The sequence below is a fragment of the Streptomyces sp. NPDC052079 genome (genome assembly GCF_040680275.1).
Taxonomy (GTDB): Bacteria; Actinomycetota; Actinomycetes; order Streptomycetales; family Streptomycetaceae; genus Streptomyces.
Genome location: NZ_JBFAWL010000016.1, coordinates 136,480 through 154,831, shown reverse-complemented (window position 1 = coordinate 154,831; position 18,352 = coordinate 136,480). Strand labels below are relative to the sequence as shown.

The following is an 18,352-nucleotide window of genomic DNA, read 5'->3' as shown; positions in this document are numbered from 1 at the left end:
GAGGAAGCGTCGCAGGGTCTCCTCGTACGCCTCCTGGTCGGCGTTCCACATGGCAGCGTGGGGGGCGCCCCTGACGGTGTGCAAGGTGCGCGCAACCACCCCCCGCCCAGCCGCGCCGCGCAACCACCCCCCGCCCAGCCGCGCCGCGCGCTCCGCGGGCAATCGTGCCGCAGGGCGGCACGGGTGGGCGCGACGGCACCCCACCCACGCCGCGCCGCGCAACCACCCCCCGCCCAGCCGCGCCGCGCGCTCCGCGGGCAATCGTGCCGCAGGGCGGCACGGGTGGGCGCGACGGCACCCCGCACACGCCGCGCTGCGCAACCTCCCCCGCCCAGCGACAACACAGGGCAACCCAGAGAACTACGCCTCCGCCCGCGGAGCGAAGTGCTCCGGGTCCCGCGGCCCGAACAACCCCGTCAACCCCAGATGCAGCACCAGCCCCGCAAACGGCCACGCCAACAGCGTCCCCTTCGCACTCAGCTTCAGCGGCGCGTCAAAGGTCACCCCCTTGCCCACGCTCTTCGCCTGCGCGATCACGTCCTCCGCAGGCCCGAGCCACACCCCCAGCCGCCACGCCAGCACGGACCCCAGCAGTCCTCCCACCGCCAGCGCCACCACCAACGGCACACCGCCGCGCCGCCGCACCAGAAACACGACCAGCGCACTCACCGCACCGAACGCCAGCGCGAGCAGCGTGAACGTTCCGTCCACCCCGATGCTCTGCTCGCCCTCGGAGTCCTTGAGGTAGACGGCCCAGTTGCCGCCGGCAACATCACCCACCAGCGGCACGCGCGGCGCCAGCCACCACCACAGCACCCCGAGCAGCACCCCGCCGAGCGCCACCGCGACCGCGGTCACAGCGGCCTCCCGCAGTTCCTGCTTCATCCCGGGGCCGTCCTGGTCATGCCACCAGCCGTGCCGAAGTTCCCCGGGTTCCCCGGGGTGCCCGCCGTACCCGGCGGCGCCGGCATGCCGGGCCGATGCGGCAGCGGGCCCGGCGGAGGGCGGCTCCCACGCGTCCTGCGCGGAATGCTCGTGCGGGGGCGGTGGTGGTGTCAGAGGAGCGCTCACCCTGCCATCGTGCCAGGCCCGGCGGTGCGGCGCGTCACCGGACGGCTGCCCTGCGGTAGGCCCACGTCGCCACGGCCAGCGAGATCACGCCGACCACCCCGCAGACGGCGAGGTCACCGAGGACATGGGCCCAGTCGGGGTGCGGCCCGAAGGTCCGCGCGAAGGCCTCGACGCCGTACGTCGACGGCAGCAGGTCACGGGCGAGGCGCACCACCTCCGGCATCCGCTCCGGCGGCAGCACGCCCAGCAGCAGTGCCGCGGACATCCCGAGCTGGCCGAGCAGGGTGGCCAGCTCCGGCCGGGGAGCGAGCAGACCGAGGGCCGCTCCGAGACCGGCCAGTGCGGCACCCGCGAGCGGAATCACCGCGATCAGGATCCACAGGTGCGCCAGCGGCAGCCCGAACAGCGCGCAGCCGAAGACGGCGGTCACCACGGTCCCCGGCACGGTGAACGAGGCGTACGCGCCCGCCGCGCCCAGCACCACGGCCGCCGGCGGCACGGGCAGGGTCGCGTAGTGGTCGAGCCCGCCGCTGGCCCGCAGCTGGCCGAAGTACTGGGCGAGGAGGTTCAGCGCGACGAACGCGACGACCAGCACCGCCGACCCGGCGACCACGGCCTGCGCCTCGCCGCCGCCGTCCACGACCCCGCGCATCAGGATCATGATGCCGATCGACTGGAACGTCGCCACGAAGAGCAGCGGGATCCGCGCGACCCGGGCCCGGGACAGCTGCGCCCGGTACACGGCGGCCAGCGACGGCCACAGCCGTGCCCGGGGGCCGAGCTCGGCCGCCGCCGGTGCGGCGTCCTCCGCGGCCAGGGCGCCGCCCGGCAGGACTTCGGCGGGTACGACACTCACGTCGTGCTGCTCCCCTTCGGTCGGAGGTTCGCTCGGATCCGCTCCGGCGGTCGCCCGGTTCCGTACGGATGACACGGCCCGTGTGCTCACGCCTTCACCAGTCCCTGCCGTACGGCGCCGCCCAGTGCCAGGTACACGTCCTCCAGGCTGGGTGTGGCCAGCGTGAAGTCGTCCAGGGCGGCGAAGGCGGCCCCGCCGGTGACGGTGGCGACGACCGCGCGGGCCTCCTCGGGCGCCAGCCGCAGGGTCCAGCGGCGGCCGGACTCGACGACCCGGTCGCGCAGCGCGGCGACCTCGGGCACGTGCAGGGGGGCGGCCTCGCGCCACACCAGATCGACCCGGACCTCGCCGGCGACCTGCTCCTTGAGCCCGGACGGGGTGTCGCAGGCGATGACCCGTCCGCGGTCGAGGACCGCGACCCGGTCGAGCACGGTCTCGGCCTCGATGACGTTGTGGGTGACCAGCAGGACGGTCGAGCCGTGCTCGGCGCGGCGCCGGTCGACGGCGGACCACACCGCGCGCCGGGCCACCGGGTCCATGCCGGTGGTGGGCTCGTCGAGCACCAGCAGGGGGCGCTCCCCCACCAGCGCGGCGGCGAAGCAGGCGAGCCGGCGCTGCCCCCCGGAGAGCTTCCGCAGCGGGCGCCCGGCGAGCGGTGCGAGCCCCAGTTCGTCGAGTACGTCGTCCCGCTCGGCCCGCGCCCGGCGCACGTCGAGCCCGCGCAGCCGGCCGGTGGTCTCGGCGGCGAGGGACACGGTCAGCTCGTCGAGCGCGCTGGATTCCTGGCCGAGGTAGGCGAGGATGCGGGAGGCCCGCTCGGGGTGGCGCACGATGTCGTGGCCGAGGATCTCCACGCTGCCGCTGTCGGGCCGCATCAGGCCGGTCAGCTGGCGTACGAGGGTGGACTTACCGGCGCCGTTCGGTCCGAGCAGTCCGAAGATCTCACCGCGCCGGATGTCGAGTGCCACGTCGTCGGTGGCCCTGACCTCGGGCGTCGCGGGAACCCCGCGCCGGCCGCGCACCGCCGGGTAGGTCTTGGTCAGCCCTCGCACCGCACACACGACATCACCAGCCTGCCGGAAGCCCTGTGCCGCGCGCGTACTCACAAGGGATGAGCCTACGGGGTCGGCGGCCCGGCCAGGCTCTCGGGGCACGCTTGCCCCACATTCCCGCCATACACCTCCGAACCCCCACACCCCACACCACACAGGCCCACGCCGGGCTCGTCCAGCCCACCGAACCGCGCGGCGGGCGGGCACAGGCCGGGGGTTCAGGGGCCCGGAGCCCCCCGGCGGAGCGCAGGGGCGCAGCCTCCCGAACCAGGCCCCCGGGGCGCGCCCCTCCCCATGCCCACCCAGCCGCGTGGGGGCGGGCACAGGCCGAGGGCGGGTTCAGGCGCCACGAGCCCCCTGCCGGGGCGCGGGCGCGGAGCCTCCCGAACCCGGACCCCGCGGCGCGCCCCGGCCCATACCCACCCAGCCGCGTGTGGGCGGGCACAGGCCGAGGGCGGGTTCAGGCGCCGCGAGCCCCCGGCGAGGTGCAAGGCCGGAGCCTCCCGAACGCGGACCCCGCGGCGCGCCTCGGCCCGAGCCCACCCAGCCGCGTGTGGGCAGGCACAGGCCGAGGGCGGCATCAGGGGCCCGAAGCCCCCTGGCAGGGCGCGGGCGCGGAGCCTCCCCAACCCGGACCACGGGGCGCCCCGGCCCATGCCCACCCAGCCGCATCGCGGGCGCACACAGGCCGAGGGCGGCATCAGGGGCCCGAAGCCCCCTGGCAGGGCGCGGGCGCGGAGCCTCCCCAACCCGGACCACGGGGCGCCCCGGCCCGCGCCCACCCAGCCGCGTCGCGGGCAGGCACAGGCCCCGGGGGTGGGTTCAGGGGGCGGGAGCCCCCTTGCGGGGCGCGGGGGCGGAGCTCCCGTACCCGGGGTCCCGGGCGCGCCCCCGCCCGTCACTCCCCGACGGGAGCCCGCTCCGTCCCCGTGCGCTGGTCCAGTTCGCGCCAGAAGCCCGCTCGGATGGCGTAGCGGTCGCGTTCGTCGATCTGGTCGTCCTTGTGGGCGAGCAGGCCGAAGCGGGCCGCGTAGCGCAGCAGCTCGCCGTCGACTCGGTGCGGGATGCGCGGGTACATCGCGGACAGTTTCTGGATGTGGCTCTGGTCACCGAGCCGCTCCACCCAGCGCCGGGCGAAGACCTGCCCCACCTCGAAGGGGTCACCGCCGACGGTGGTGATGTCCTCCTCGCGGTCGGCCCACCGCTGCTCCGCGGTGGTCAGCTGGGCGAGCGTCGGCATGGACGCGGCGTCGGGGGGCTCGGCGACGGGCCGGTCCACCCAGCCCCTGTCGGAGGACCAGCGCAGCGTGGCGGAGGCGGGCTGCTGGGGCTGGTGCGGGCCGGGGCTGCGCAGCGCCGCCAGGTCCTTCGGGGTGGGCACCCCCTTCGCGGCGGGCGCCCGGTCGGCGGTGCCGTTGGGCGCGGCGCCCGGATGCTGCGGTTCCTGCGCCGTCCGGTCGGCCGCCGCGGCGAGCGCGGAATCCGGCAGCGGCGCGGAGAGGATCGCGGCGATCTCGGGACGGGCCGCGGGCGGCGGCGCGCACACCCCGGTGAACTCCTTGGCCCGTACCGCCTGGGTGATCCATGCCCGGTCCAGCACCCGGCGTTCGTCGGCCTCGGCCACCAGGTCCTCGGACTGGTTGTAGTCGCCGTCGGCGGCCTGCACGGCCCACAGGTGGACGGCGACGCCGTGCTCCTTCGCCGCCATCATCCCGGGCAGCAGATCACCGTCCCCGGTGACCAGCACGATGTCGGAGCAGGCGCGGTTGCGGGCCAGTTCGGTCAGCTCGGCGTGCATCGCGGCGTCGACGCCCTTCTGCGCCCAGCGGCCGTCGCTGCGGGTCAACGCCCCCAGCCGGACGGTGACCCGGGGCATGACGCGCAGCCTGCGGTGCTCGGGCTGCGGGACGCGGTCGGGGGCGCCGTCGAACCAGTAGATGCGCAGCAGCGGCTGCCGCGTGTCGTTCTCGGCGCGGTCGCGCAACCCCTGGATGAGCGCCGTGTGGTCCACGGTGATGCGGGACCGCGAAGGCTCCCCGGCAAGGAGACTGGCGGCGGCCCCCAGCAGATACCCGGCGTCCACCAGGACGATGCAGCGGTCCACGCGATCCACCCTCTTTCCGGGAGGTTTGCTTCGGGCTTGCTTCGAGTCTGCCCGACCACACGGGGGTTAACGGCCCGAACTCGATCTTCGGCGTGGCGTTTCCACACTTCCTCCCCGACCTGCCCGGTCACGCACGGTAATTCTCCGACATGCGTGGGTTATCGGGCTGTGTGAATCTGATTCCGGCCCTGGCCCCTAGTCCCCCACAGGAGGCATCACCATGGCCAAGAACAAGAACCGTGACCGTAAGCAGCCCCAGGCCGAGCGCACTCCGCGCACATCGCAGCCGTCCGCGATGGAGACGCCGGACGAGCAGCGCACCACGCAGGTCATGCCGGGCGAGGTAGGCCGAGGCAAGGGCCGGCAGAAGCGTTTCGGCCACAACTGACATCTGCGTGGCGGGCCGTTGCGGCCCGGGCAACAGGAAAGTGGCACAGGAAAGAGGGGCGCACCCACCACGGGGTGCGCCCCTCACGCGCGTCCGCCGGTCAATACAGCTAGCCCGCGAGACAGGACGGGCCGAGGAGGACCTTCAGGTCACCGAAGAGCGCCGGGTCCGGCTTCACGCGGTGCCGGTCGAGGCGCAGCACCGTCGTCTTCGTCGGCCCCTGGAGCTTGATCCTGACCTCGCTGTCACCCTTGTGGTGCGTGAGGATCTCGCCGAGCCGGCTGACCATCGGCGGCGTCACGCGCGTCGCCGGGATGGTCAGCACCACGGGTGCGTTGGTGCCCGCGTTGGACAGGTCGGGGACCATCAGCTCCATCGCGACCAGCCGCGGCACGTCCTCCCGCTTGTCGAGCCGCCCCTTGACGAAGACCACGGCGTCCTCGACGAGTTGCGTCGAGACGAGCTGGTACGTGGCCGGGAAGAACATGCACTCGATGGAGCCCGCGAGGTCCTCCACCGTGGCGATCGCCCAGGCGTTGCCCTGCTTGGTCATCTTGCGCTGGAGGCCCGAGATGATCCCGCCGATGGTGACCACCGCTCCGTCGCCGAAGTCACCGCCGGTGAGCTGGGAGATGCCCGCGTCGGCCTTGTCGGACAGCACGTGCTCCAGACCGAACAGCGGGTGGTCGGAGACGTACAGGCCGAGCATCTCGCGCTCCTGCGCGAGCAGGTACGTCTTGTCCCACTCGTCGTCGGTGAAGGTGACGTCGAGACCGAAGCCGGGCTCGCTGGTCTCCTGCTCGCCCATGCCGCCGAAGAGGTCGAACTGTCCCTCGGCCTCCTTGCGTTTCACCGCGACCACGTTGTCGATCATCGGTTCGTAGTGCGCGGTGAGGCCCTTGCGGGTGTGCCCCATCGAGTCGAAGGCGCCGGCCTTGATCAGCGACTCCGTGGTCCGCTTGTTGCAGACGACCGCGTCGACCTTGTCGAGGTAGTCGGGGAACGAGGTGTACTTCCCCTTGGCCTTGCGGCACTTGATGATCGACTCCACGACGTTGGTGCCGACGTTGCGCACCGCCGACAGGCCGAAGAGGATCACGTCGTCGCCCTGCGCGGCGAAGTTGGACTCGGACTCGTTGACGTTCGGCGGGAGCACCTTGATGCCCATGCGGCGGCACTCGTTGAGGTAGACCGCCGACTTGTCCTTGTCGTCCTTCACCGAGGTGAGCAGCGCGGCCATGTACTCGGCGGGGTGGTTCGCCTTCAGATAGGCGGTCCAGTACGACACCAGTCCGTACGCGGCCGAGTGCGCCTTGTTGAACGCGTAGCCGGCGAAGGGCACCAGCACGTCCCACAGGGCCTGGATGGCCTCGTCGCTGTAGCCGTTCTTGCGGGCGCCGGCCTGGAAGATGGTGAAGTTCTCCGCCAGTTCCTCGGGCTTCTTCTTGCCCATCACGCGGCGGAGGATGTCGGCCTCGCCGAGCGAGTAGCCGGCGATGATCTGGGCGGCCTTCTGCACCTGCTCCTGATACACGATCAGGCCGTAGGTGACGTCCAGGACCTCCTTGAGCGGCGCCTCCAGCTCGGGGTGGATCGGTGTGATCTCCTGCTGGCCGTTCTTGCGCAGGGCGTAGTTGGTGTGCGAGTTCATGCCCATCGGGCCCGGCCGGTACAGGGCCGACACGGCGGAGATGTCCTCGAAGTTGTCCGGCTTCATCAGCCGGAGCAGGGAGCGCATCGGTCCGCCGTCGAACTGGAACACGCCGAGGGTGTCGCCGCGCTGGAGGAGTTCGAAGGTCGTGGGGTCGTCCAGGGGCAGCGACAGCAGGTCGATGTCTACGCCCTTGTTGGCCTTCACCATCTTGACGGCGTCGTCCATGATGGTCAGGTTGCGCAGGCCCAGGAAGTCCATCTTCAGCAGGCCGAGCGACTCGCAGCTCGGGTAGTCCCACTGCGTGATGGTCACGCCGTCGGTGTGCCGCACCCAGACCGGAACGTGGTCGGTGATGGTCTCGCTGGACATGATCACGCCGGCGGCGTGCACGCCCATCTGCCGGACCAGGCCCTCCACACCGCGCGCGGTGTCGATGACCTTTTTCACGTCGGGCTCGTTCTCGTACATCCCGCGGATCTCGCCCGCCTCCGAGTACCGGGGGTGGTCCGGGTCCGTGATGCCGGACAGCGGGATGCCCTTGCCGAGGACGTCGGCGGGCATCGCCTTGGTCAGCCGGTCGCCCATCGCGTACGGGTAGCCCAGCACGCGCGCGGAGTCCTTGATGGCGTTCTTGGCCTTGATGGTGCCATAGGTGCCGATCATGGCGACCTTGTCGGCGCCGTACTTCTCCGTCACATACCGGATCACCTCGACGCGCCGGCGCTCGTCGAAGTCGATGTCGACGTCGGGCATGGAGATGCGCTCGGGGTTGAGGAATCGCTCGAAGATCAGGCCGTGCGGGATCGGGTCGAGGTCGGTGATGCCGAGGGCGTAGGCGACGATCGAGCCGGCCGCGGAGCCACGGCCGGGGCCCACCGCGATGCCCTGCTTCTTCGCCCACATGATGAAGTCGGCGACCACGAGGAAGTAGCCCGGGAAGCCCATCGAGATGATGGTGTCCATCTCGTACTCGACCTGCTTCATGCGGTCGTCCGGGATGCCGTCGGGGAACCGGCGGTGCATGCCCCGCATGGTCTCCTCGCGGAACCAGCTGACCTCCGTGTAGCCCTCCGGGATGTCGAACTTCGGCATCAGGTCACGCTTTTCGAACATGCCCGTGGTGTCGACCATCTCGGCGATCAGCCGGGTGTTGGCGCAGCCCTGCTGCCAGGCGTCCGAGGAGTCGATGGCGTACATCTCGTCGGTGGACTTGAGGTAGTAGCCGGTGCCGTCGAACTTGAAGCGGTCGGGGTCGGAGAGGTTCTTGCCGGTCTGGATGCACAGCAGCGCGTCGTGGGCGCCCGCCTCGTGCGCGTACGTGTAGTGCGAGTCGTTGGTGACCAGCGGGGGGATGCCGAGCTTCCTGCCGATCTCCAGCAGACCGTCGCGGACCCGGTGCTCGATCTCGATGCCGTGGTCCATCAACTCCAGGAAGTAGCGGTCCTTGCCGAAGATGTCCTGGTAGTCGGCGGCCGCCTTGAGGGCCTCGTCGAAGTGGCCGAGCCGCAGCCGGGTCTGCACCTCGCCGGAGGGGCAGCCGGTGGAGGCGACGATGCCCTCGGACCACTGCGCGATGGTCTCCTTGTCCATCCGGGGCCACTTCTGCAGCCAGCCCTCGGCGTACGCGTCGGAGGAGAGCCGGAAGAGGTTGTGCAGCCCGGTGCTGTTCACCGCCCACATCGTCTTGTGGGTGTAACCACCGGAACCGGAGACGTCGTCCCGCTTCTGGTGCGGCTGGCCCCACTGGATCTTGCGCTTGTTGCGCCGGGACTCGGGGGCGACATACGCCTCGATCCCGATGATCGGGGTGACTCCGGCCTTCTGGGCGGAATGGAAGAAGTCGTACGCCCCGTGCAGGTTGCCGTGGTCGGACATGGCGATGTGCGTCATGCCCATCTCATTGCAGGCGTTGAACATGTCCTTCAGCCGCGCGGCACCGTCCAGCAGCGAGTACTGGGTGTGGACGTGCAGGTGCGTGAACGGCGGCTTTGACACGGTGCGGCCTCCTGGGAGAACAGGCGGTGACGGGCGGACGGACGGTCCGGGGGTCAGCGTCGAAGTCTATGCCCCGGGACTGACACGACACGCCCGTCCCGACGTACCTTCGGGCGGTGGCGCGGGCACTCCCGTGACGCGTCGCGCGTTAGGCAGGGGACGGACCAGCCGTCCCGAGAATTCCGCACCAGGAGGCACACAGCGATGTCGGTCCCGCAGCTCAACGACGAGCACCGCGGTGAGGAGATCCTCGCCGTCCTCGACACCGCCTTCGGCGAGCTCCTGGCCGCCGACCCGGCCGCATTCCGGGTGAAGTTCCGGAAGATGGCGGCCTCGCCGTTCGCCTTCTACCGCGGGACGGCGTGCCTCTTCTACCACGATCTGGACCCCGAGCGGCGCGGCGGGCCCTACCTGGACGACCGCACCTCACGCGTGTGGATCCACGGCGATCTCCACGCGGAGAACTTCGGCACGTACATGGACTCCAACGGCCGTCTGGTCTTCAACGTCAACGACTTCGACGAGGCCTATGTCGGCCCGTTCACCTGGGACCTCAAGCGCTTCGCGGCCTCCATGGCGCTGATCGGCTACGCCAAGGCGCTCAGCGACGAGCAGATCGGCGAGCTGGTCACGCTCTACGCGGCCGCCTACCGGGAGCGCATCCACGCGCTGGCCACGGGCGCGAAGAGCGACGAGGTGCCGCCCTTCACCCTGGACACCGCCCGGGGCCCGCTGCTCGACGCGCTGCGCGACGCCCGTTCGCTGACCCGTTTCGGGCTGCTGGACTCCATGACCGAGATCCGCGACTTCGAGCGCCGCTTCGCCCCCGGCGGCGGCGCCGTCGAGCTGGACGCCGCCACGCGCTACAAGGTGCTCGCTGCCTTCGACGGCTATCTGGAGACTCTGCCGGACGCCTCGCTGGCCCGCCCGGACTCCTACCGCGTGAAGGATGTCGTGGGCCGCCGCGGCATCGGCATCGGCTCGGCCGGGCTGCCGTCGTACAACATCCTGCTGGAGGGGCACAGCGACGCCCTGGAGAACGACGTCGTGATCTACATCAAGCAGGCCCAGACGCCCGCGGTCTCCCGGCACCTCACCGACCCGGCGATCCGGGACTACTTCCAGCACGAGGGGCACCGCACGGTGATCTCCCAGCGCGCCCTCCAGGCGAACGCCGACCCGTGGCTGGGATGGACGGAGCTGGACGGCTCGGGCCAGCTGGTCGCCGAGGTCTCGCCGTACGCGGTGGACCTGGACTGGAGCGACATCGACGAGCCGGAGGAGATCGCCCTGGTCGTCGCCGACCTCGGCCGTGCCACGGCCGCGATGCACGCGGCGGCGGACGACACCTCCGGCGAGTCCCTGGTGCCGTTCTCCACCGAGCGCGCCATCGACGCGGCGATCGCCGCCGACGAGGCCTCCCTGATCCCGCTGCTGGTGGACTTCGCCCACGACTACGGCGCCCGCGCACGCTCCGACCACCAGATCTTCCTGGACCTGTTCCGCAACGGCAGGATTCCGGGACTGTAACCATCGGGGCATCCACAGGATCCACAGGAACCCTTTAGGGATCCCTTACCGGAGCACGTGACACACTCGTTCCCGCCATGGACATATCCGGAACCCAGCTCAGAGCCGTCCGCGCGGCGCTGTTCACGGCAGTCGTCGTGACACTCAGCAGCGCGTCGCACGTGCTGCTGTCCGGGGCTCCGCTGCCGGTGAACACGGTGGCCGCGGTCGCCGCCGCCGTGTTCCTCCTGGCGTACGCCCTGGCGGGGCGGGAGCGTTCCTTCGGGCGGATCGCCGCCCTGCTGATCCCGCTGGAGCTGGCCGCCGACACGGTCTTCACCACCGGCCAGCATGTCTGCTACGGCCGCATGGGCGGGCCCGTCGCGGGCCCGCTGCGCTCCGTCGGCTTCGATGTGCTGTGCGGCGACGGCACCAGCGTGGGCGCGCCGCTCGCCCGGGTCACCGGCCCCGCCGCCGAGAGCGGCGACCGGCTGGCGGCACTGCTCGCCCAGGCCGACCCGGCCACCGCCTGGATGCTGCTCGGCGCGCACATCGGGGTCGGCCTGCTGGCCGCCGCCTGGCTGCGCCGCGGCGAGCGGGCGCTGGCCCAGCTGCTCAGCGCGGTCGCCGCGACAGCGTCGACCGCGGTCCGTCCGCTGCTGCTGGCGGTCGCGGCGGTGACCGTGCGCCGGGCCCCCGAGGCGCTGCCTCCGGGCCGCCGCCCGGTCCGCCGCGCCGCCGCCGCCCGGACCCTGCTGCTCGCACACTCCCTGGGACGGCGCGGACCGCCGTGCTCCGTCGCCGCCCACGGCTGAGGCCTGTCCGGCGGCCCGACCCGAGCACCAGCAGTCCCCCTTACGTATCCCGCACACGACCGTGTGCGTCCCCCGTGGAGACATCACCATGAGCAAGCGGAACAGCCAGGCGGCGAAGACAGCGGCCCGAGAGCGACTGCGCCAGGAGCGTGAGCGCCAGGCGAAGAAGGCGAAGGCCAAGCGGCAGATCGTGGTAGCCCTGTCGGTCGTGGGCGTCCTGGCCGCGGCCGGCGGCATCGGCTACGCGGTCGTCCAGGCCAACAAGCCCAGCGCCTGGGAGGCCGCGAAGAACGCCAAGCTCGTCAAGCCGGCGAACACCAGCGGCAAGAACGGCACGACCGTCGTCATCGGCAAGTCCGACGCGAAGAAGACCCTCGAGCTGTACGAGGACCCGCGCTGCCCCATCTGCGCCACGTTCGAGCAGACGGTCGGCGAGACCATCGGCAAGGACGTCGAGGACGGCAAGTACAAGATCCGCTTCATAGGCGCCTCGTTCCTCGACCGCAACCTGGCCGGTGAGGGCTCCAAGAACGCGCTGAGCGCCCTGGGCGCGGCGCTGAACGTCAGCCCCGAGGCGTTCCTGGCCTACAAGAGCGCGCTCTACTCGGCCGATTACCACCCCGAGGAGACGGATGACAAGTTCAAGGACGACGGGTACCTGATCAAGGTCGCGAACACCGTCGACGCCCTGAAGGGCAACAAGGAGTTCCACGCGGCCGTGAACGACGGCACCTACGACAGGTGGGCGCTGGAGATGTCCGACACGTTCGACAACAGCGACGTCAACGGCACCCCGACGCTGAAGATGGACGGCGAGAAGCTCACCGGTTCCGACGGCAAGAACGCGCCGATGACGGTGGCCGAGTTCAACACGGCGATCGACAAGGCGCTCAAGGGCTGACACCGGGCCGGCCGACGGTGTGGTGAAGAGCGGGCGGACTTTTGGGAGTTCGCCCGCTCTGGCGTGTACGTGTCAGTAGCCTGTTCGGCTGTGACCAGTCCACACAGATCATCCGAGAGCGCAGTCTCCGCCACCGCGGCCGCGGACTCCCTGTCCCCGCGCCGCCGTACGGTCGTCAAGGCAGCCGCCGCCACCGCGGCGCTGGCCGGACCGCTCGCCGCCGCACCGTCCGCCCGGGCGGCCCGGCAGGCTCCCGCCTTCCTGCACGGGGTCGCCTCCGGCGATCCGCTGCCGGACGGCGTCCTGCTGTGGACCCGGGTGACCCCGGTGCCGGAGGCGATACCCGGCTCGGGGCTCGGGCCCGACACCGAGGTGAGCTGGACCGTCGCCCGGGACAAGGCGTTCACCGACGTCGTCGCGCAGGGCTCGACCCTCGCCACCGCCGCCTCCGACCACACCGTCAAGGCGGACATCCGCGGCCTCCAGCCGGCCACCGACTACTGGTACCGCTTCTCCGCCGGCGGCACCGACTCGCCCGCCGCCCGCACCCGCACCGCCCCGGCCGCCGACGCCGCCGTACCCGGTCTGCGCTTCGGTGTGGTCTCCTGCTCCAACTGGGAGGCCGGGCACTTCGCCGCCTACCGCCATCTCGCCGCCCGGAGCGATCTGGACGCCTGGCTGCACCTGGGCGACTACATCTACGAGTACGCCAGCGGCGAGTACGGCACACGCGGCTCCGTCGTCCGTCCGCACGCGCCCGCCCACGAGATCGTCACCCTCGCCGACTACCGCGTCCGGCACGCCAAGTACAAGACCGACCCCGACCTCCAGGCACTGCACGCCAAGGCGCCGGTCGTCGCCATCTGGGACGACCACGAGATCGCCAACGACACCTGGTCGGGCGGTGCCGGGAACCACACGGAGGGCGCGGAGGGCAGCTGGGCCGCCCGCCAGGCCGCCGCCAAGCAGGCCTACTTCGAGTGGATGCCGGTACGTCCCGCGCTGGCCGGCACCACCTACCGCCGGCTGCGCTTCGGCAGGCTCGCCGACCTGTCCCTGCTGGATCTGCGCTCGTTCCGCTCCCAGCAGGTCTCCATCGGCGACGGCGACGTCGACGACCCGGACCGCACGCTCACCGGACGTGCCCAGCTGGACTGGCTGAAGGCGGGTCTGGCGGCCTCCGACACCACCTGGCGGCTGGTCGGCACCTCGGTGATGATCTCGCCGTTCGCGGTGGGTTCCCTCCCCGCGAGCCTGCTGAAGCCGCTGGCGAAGCTGCTGGGTCTGCCGCAGGAAGGGCTCGCGATCAACACCGACCAGTGGGACGGCTACACCGACGACCGCCGTGAACTCCTCGCCCATCTGCGGGCGAACGCCATCCGCAACACGGTCTTCCTCACCGGCGACATCCACATGGCGTGGGCCAACGACGTGCCGGTGAACGCCGGGACCTATCCGCTGTCGGCCTCCGCCGCCACGGAGTTCGTCGTGACCTCGGTCACCTCCGACAACCTCGACGACATCGTCGGGGTTTCCGAGGGCACCGTCACCGCGGTCGCCTCCCCGCTGATCCGGGCCGCCAACCGGCACGTCCACTGGGTGGACACCGACCGCCACGGCTACGGCGTGCTGGACATCACCGCCGAGCGGGCGCAGATGGACTACTACGTGCTGGCCGGCCGCACGCAGGCGGACGCCACGGCGGCGTGGGCCCGCTCCTACCGCACCCGCAGCGGCACGCAGAAGGCCGAGCGCACCTACGACCCGGTCTGATCCACCCGGTTCAGCTCTCCAGCGACTCGAGGAAGCCGAGAGCCACCCGCCAGGTGGCCTCGGCGGCCTCCTCGTCGTAGTCCGGCAGGTCGGGGTCGGTGTAGAGGTGGCCCGCGCCCGCGTACCGGTACACCTCGACATCGGCACCGGCCCGGCCCATCCGCAGATACCAGGCGGTGAGCCAGTCGTCGGTCTCGAACGGGTCGGGCTCGGCGACATGCAGCTGCACCGGCAGCTCGTCGACCGTGGTGTTCTCCGCGAGGTCGGACGTGCCGTGCAGGAGCAGCAGTCCCCGTGCCTTGTCGTCGCCGAGTGCGAGCGTCTGTGCGACGGAGGCACCGAAGGAAAATCCCGCGTACACCAGTCCGCGCTCCGAGTAGGGCGCGGCGGCCAGCACCGCCCGCTTCAGCAGCTCGTCCTTGCCGGTCTCCTCCTGGTACGCCATGCCCTCCTCGACCGAGTCGAACGTGCGGCCCTCGAAGAGGTCGGGCGTCCACACCTCGTGTCCCGCCGCGCGCAGCCGGTCGGCGGCCCGGGCCACCGCGGGCCTCGGACCGTAGGTCGAGTGAAAGAGCATGATGTTCATGCAGCCCATGGTGCCAGCCGGGTGTGAGGATCCCGGATCGCGGCAGTACCCAGGATCGGGCGGAAGTCACATGTTCATGCCCGCGCGGAGCCGGTTAGGTTCGGGGGCATGGATGACGTGCTCCGCCCACTGATCGTGGTCGGCGGATCGGTCGTGCTCACGCTGCTGCTCGGCTGGGCCACCGATCTGCTGCTGCGCAAGGCCGACGAACGCCACCCCGAGACGCCGCTGTGGGGCCTGCTGCGCCGTGGCCGTGTCCCCTACCAGCTGGTCCTCTGCGTGGCCCTGCTCAGAGGGTCCTACGACGAGGCGCGGCTGCTGCCGGACCACGAGGTCGCCATCGGCAGGATCCTGACGCTGGTGCTGATCGGTGCGGCCGCCTGGCTGGCGATCCGTATCGCGGCCGCGGTCGTCGAGACCTCGTACGCGCGGTACGCCAGCACCCATCGCGAGCGGAACCCCGCCCGGGTGCGCCGGGTCCGCACCCAGGTGACGCTGATCCAGCGCGTGGTGACCGCGGTCGTCGGCGTGGTGGCGGTGGCCGCGATGCTGCTGACCTTCCCCGCGATGCGCGCGGCCGGGGCCTCGCTGCTGGCCTCGGCCGGCATCCTCGGCATCGTGGCCGGTGTGGCCGCCCAGTCCACGCTGGGCAACATGTTCGCCGGGCTGCAGATCGCCTTCGGCGACATGGTCCGCATCGGGGACACGGTGATCGTGGACGGCGAGTGGGGCACGGTGGAGGAGATCACCCTCACCTTCCTGACCGTCCGCACCTGGGACGAGCGCCGGATCACCATGCCGGTGTCGTACTTCACGTCCAAGCCGTTCGAGAACTGGTCGCGCGGCACCCCGCAGATGACCGGCACCGTCTTCTGGCATCTCGACCACTCGGCCCCGCTGGACGCGATGCGCGACAAGCTCCGCGACATCCTCCGGGAGTGCCCGGCCTGGGACGGCCGCGCCTACAACCTGACCGTGACGGACAGCACCCCCAGCACCATGGAGGTGCGGGCCCTGGCGACGGCCAAGGACGCGGACGACATCTGGACGGTACGGGTCACGATCCGGGAGCAGATGATCCGCTGGCTGACCGCCGAGCACCCCTACGCGCTGCCCCGGGTCAACACGGCCGACGCGGTGCCGCCGCCCGCGCCCAACGGCCGGCGCTCCTCCGACACCGTGCCGGCGGCCCGCCGGGCGCACCGGCATCCGAGGGAGCGCAGCGGCCCTCAGTGACCGCGTTCGGCGCCGCCGTTGACCTGGATGATCTGCGAGGTGATGTGCGCGGCGCCCGGGGAGGCGAGCCAGTGCAGGGTCGCCGCGACGTCCCCGGGCGTCCCCGGCCGCTTGTCCAGCGTCTCGGCGATCAGCCGGGCCCGCCGCTCCTCGTCCAGGCCGTCGCCGAAGAACTCCGTGTCCTCGATGTAGCCGGGGGCGACCACGTTCACGGTGATGCCGTGCGGGCCGAGACTGCGGGCGAGGTGGTGGGCGTAGGGGTGCAGTGACGCCTTGGCCGCCGCGTAGGACGCCCGTCCGGAGCCGCGGTAGGCGGCGATGGAGCTGAGGAACAGCACCCGGCCGCCGGGTTCGGCGAGCCGCTCCTTCAGGGCCTCGGTGAGGAGCACGGCGGTCAGCACATTCAGCCGGAAGTTGATCGTCCACTCGCGGGCGACCGCGTCGAGCGGGTCGTCGCCGCCGACCGGGGGTTCCAGCAGCCCGTTGCCCCCGGCACTGTGGACCAGTACGTCCACGGCCCCGAACTCGCGGCCCACGAAGCCGGCCACGCCCCGGACGGCCTCCGGATCGGCCAGGTCGGCGGCGTAGGTCAGGGCGCCCGGCACCTGAGCCCGTTCCAGGACGTGCTTGCGCCGGCCGAGCAGCAGCACCTGGTCGCCGTCCGCGGCGAACACCCGCGCGGTGGCCAGTCCGATGCCGGTACCGCCTCCGCTGATCACAACGTTCCGAGTCATGCCCAGACCCTACAAACCGACCGCCGCCGGCGCCGGTGACTCCGCGCGCTCACCGCAGACTCCGCACGTCCAGATGGCGCAGCACCCGGTCCACCACCTCGGGGTCGGCGCCCTGTTCGCTGCGGGCGGTCAGCACCTCGTGCCGGGCGGCGCTCAGCATCTCGCCCTCGATCCGCCGCACCCGCCTCAGCCACCGCGCCCGCTCCCGGGTCGCCTCCCGCCGCTCGTCCTCCGCCAGGTCCGGGCTGATCCGCAGCCCGATGTCGTAGGACCTGCGCAGCATCTGCTCGGACAGCTCCTCCGGCAGGTCCTCGACGTCCTCGATCTCCCGCAGCTTCCGCCTCGCCGCCTTCGTCGCCCGGATCGCCAGCTGCCGCTCGAACTCCTTCTCGCGCCCGGTGTCGCCCCGCACGCCGAGCCGGTTCACCAGCCACGGCAGGGTCAGCCCCTGCACCAGCAGCGTGGTCAGCACCACGCCGAACGCGATGAAGATCATCTCGCCCCGTGCGGGGAACTCGGCACCGCTCTCCGTCTCCAGGGGAAGGGCGAGGACCAGCGCGACGGAGGCCACCCCGCGCATGCCCGACCACCACATCACCACGGTCTCGCGCCAGCTCAACGGGATGTCCTCGCCGACGTCCCGCGCGGTGTGCAGCCGCCTCGTCAGCCAGGTCGCCGGGAGCAGCCACGCCAGCCGGACCATGACGACCACGCCCACGACCGCCGCCGCCCAGGTGAGCAGCTCACCCCAGTGGCCCTTCGCGGTGTCGACCGCGTTGTGCAGTTCGAGGCCGACCAGTCCGAACGCCACGCCGGTGACGAGGGTGTCCACGATGTCCCAGAAGGTGTGCCCGGCGAGCCGGGCCATGACGTCGTCGGCGTCGTGGGCGTACTCCACGAGGTACAGCGCGGTGACGAGCACCCCGAGCACCCCGGAGCCGTGCAGTTCCTCGACCAGGACGTAGGAGGCGAACGGGACGAGGAGGGTCAGGGCGACCTGCAGGGTCGGGTCCCCGAGCAGGGTCATCAGCTTGTCGGTGCCCCAGCCGAGCGCGAGCCCGACCACGACCGCCACGACGGTCGACAGCACCAGGTCGAGACCGGCCTCCCAGGGCGAGAAGGTGCCGCTCACGGCGGCGTCGATCGCCACGTGGTAGAGGACGATGGCCGTGACGTCGTTGAACAGTCCTTCGCCCTCCAGGATCGACACCAACCGGCGCGGCAGCCCCAGCTTCCCGGCGACGGCGGTCGCCGCGACCGGGTCGGGCGGCGCGACCAGGGCGCCGAGGGCGACGGCGGCGGCCAGCGGCAGCCCCGGCACGATCGCGTGGGCGACGACGGCCACACAGACCGTGGTGACGAAGACCAGCGCCACGGCCAGCAGGAGGATCGGCCTGACGTTCGCCGCCAACTGGCGCCAGGACGTCCGGCGCACGGCGGCGTAGAGCAGGGGCGGCAGCACCAGCGGCAGGATGAATTCCGGCGGGACGTCGACGTTCGGGACGAACTCCAGCAGCGCCAGCACGATTCCGAGGACCGTCATCAGCACCGGCGGCGGCAGTCGGAGCCGCTCCCCGACGGGGACGCTCACCACGGCCCCGAGCAACAGGGCGAAGAGCAGGGCCAACTGATCCACGGTCAGCGCTCCCGGAGGTCGACGATCGGTCAGCGGACTTTC

The 18,352-nt window shown here is 71.6% G+C and carries 14 protein-coding genes; 6 read left to right on the top strand and 8 right to left on the bottom strand.

Going from position 1 to position 18,352, the window contains the following annotated elements; translation table 11 throughout:
• Nucleotides 1–360 precede the first annotated feature (360 nt).
• The 4 genes from AB0L56_RS22750 to AB0L56_RS22735 all read right to left on the bottom strand — a co-directional run bounded on the left by AB0L56_RS22750 (nt 361) and on the right by AB0L56_RS22735 (nt 5,083).
• Entirely contained in the window at nt 361–1,071 is a 711-nt protein-coding gene (locus tag AB0L56_RS22750; RefSeq protein WP_365425753.1) for an AAA family ATPase, read from the bottom strand.
• Nucleotides 1,072–1,105: 34 nt separating this feature from the next.
• Entirely contained in the window at nt 1,106–1,927 is an 822-nt protein-coding gene (locus AB0L56_RS22745; RefSeq protein ID WP_365425751.1) for an ABC transporter permease, read from the bottom strand.
• An 86-nt stretch (nt 1,928–2,013) separates the two neighbouring features.
• The gene (locus tag AB0L56_RS22740; RefSeq protein ID WP_365425765.1) at nt 2,014–2,988 is read right to left on the bottom strand and encodes an ABC transporter ATP-binding protein; all 975 of its coding nucleotides are present in this window, start codon (nt 2,986–2,988) and stop codon (nt 2,014–2,016) included.
• Nucleotides 2,989–3,877: 889 nt separating this feature from the next.
• Nucleotides 3,878–5,083, bottom strand: coding sequence for an NYN domain-containing protein (locus AB0L56_RS22735; RefSeq protein ID WP_365425749.1), 1,206 nt, complete (start codon nt 5,081–5,083; stop codon nt 3,878–3,880).
• 220 nt (nt 5,084–5,303) lie between these two features.
• On the opposite strand from AB0L56_RS22735, the gene AB0L56_RS22730 reads away from it, so the two are divergent.
• Entirely contained in the window at nt 5,304–5,471 is a 168-nt protein-coding gene (locus tag AB0L56_RS22730) for a hypothetical protein (protein WP_361029943.1), read from the top strand.
• 109 nt (nt 5,472–5,580) lie between these two features.
• On the opposite strand, the gene dnaE is transcribed toward AB0L56_RS22730, so the two are convergent.
• Nucleotides 5,581–9,120, bottom strand: a complete 3,540-nt coding sequence (gene dnaE / locus AB0L56_RS22725; protein WP_365425747.1) for a DNA polymerase III subunit alpha — start codon at nt 9,118–9,120, stop codon at nt 5,581–5,583.
• 204 nt (nt 9,121–9,324) lie between these two features.
• On the opposite strand from dnaE, the gene AB0L56_RS22720 reads away from it, so the two are divergent.
• The 4 genes from AB0L56_RS22720 to AB0L56_RS22705 all read left to right on the top strand — a co-directional run bounded on the left by AB0L56_RS22720 (nt 9,325) and on the right by AB0L56_RS22705 (nt 14,118).
• On the top strand, nt 9,325–10,650 hold the full coding sequence (locus AB0L56_RS22720) for a DUF2252 domain-containing protein (RefSeq protein ID WP_365425745.1): 1,326 nt from the start codon (nt 9,325–9,327) through the stop codon (nt 10,648–10,650).
• A gap of 77 nt (nt 10,651–10,727) precedes the next feature.
• Nucleotides 10,728–11,444: a hypothetical protein gene (locus tag AB0L56_RS22715; RefSeq protein WP_365425743.1), complete on the top strand. Its 717-nt coding sequence runs from the start codon at nt 10,728–10,730 to the stop codon at nt 11,442–11,444.
• An 88-nt stretch (nt 11,445–11,532) separates the two neighbouring features.
• Nucleotides 11,533–12,345 carry a DsbA family protein gene (locus AB0L56_RS22710; RefSeq protein ID WP_365425741.1) on the top strand — a complete coding sequence of 271 codons (813 nt, stop codon included), beginning with the start codon at nt 11,533–11,535 and terminating at the stop codon, nt 12,343–12,345.
• Nucleotides 12,346–12,435: 90 nt separating this feature from the next.
• On the top strand, nt 12,436–14,118 hold the full coding sequence (locus tag AB0L56_RS22705; protein ID WP_365425739.1) for an alkaline phosphatase D family protein: 1,683 nt from the start codon (nt 12,436–12,438) through the stop codon (nt 14,116–14,118).
• Nucleotides 14,119–14,128: 10 nt separating this feature from the next.
• Here the strand turns inward: AB0L56_RS22705 and AB0L56_RS22700 are convergent, their stop codons facing one another.
• Nucleotides 14,129–14,704, bottom strand: a complete 576-nt coding sequence (locus AB0L56_RS22700; protein WP_365425737.1) for a dienelactone hydrolase family protein — start codon at nt 14,702–14,704, stop codon at nt 14,129–14,131.
• Between the two features lie 108 nt (nt 14,705–14,812).
• On the opposite strand from AB0L56_RS22700, the gene AB0L56_RS22695 reads away from it, so the two are divergent.
• Nucleotides 14,813–15,940: a mechanosensitive ion channel domain-containing protein gene (locus tag AB0L56_RS22695; protein ID WP_365425735.1), complete on the top strand. Its 1,128-nt coding sequence runs from the start codon at nt 14,813–14,815 to the stop codon at nt 15,938–15,940.
• Here AB0L56_RS22695 and AB0L56_RS22690 read toward each other — a convergent pair.
• Both AB0L56_RS22690 and AB0L56_RS22685 read right to left on the bottom strand, forming a co-directional pair.
• Nucleotides 15,934–16,674, bottom strand: coding sequence for an SDR family oxidoreductase (locus AB0L56_RS22690; RefSeq protein ID WP_365425733.1), 741 nt, complete (start codon nt 16,672–16,674; stop codon nt 15,934–15,936). The two genes, AB0L56_RS22695 and AB0L56_RS22690, sit on opposite strands and share 7 nt — an antisense overlap.
• Nucleotides 16,675–16,723: 49 nt before the next feature.
• Nucleotides 16,724–18,316: a Na+/H+ antiporter gene (locus AB0L56_RS22685; protein WP_365425763.1), complete on the bottom strand. Its 1,593-nt coding sequence runs from the start codon at nt 18,314–18,316 to the stop codon at nt 16,724–16,726.
• Between the last annotated feature and the right edge of the window lie 36 nt (nt 18,317–18,352).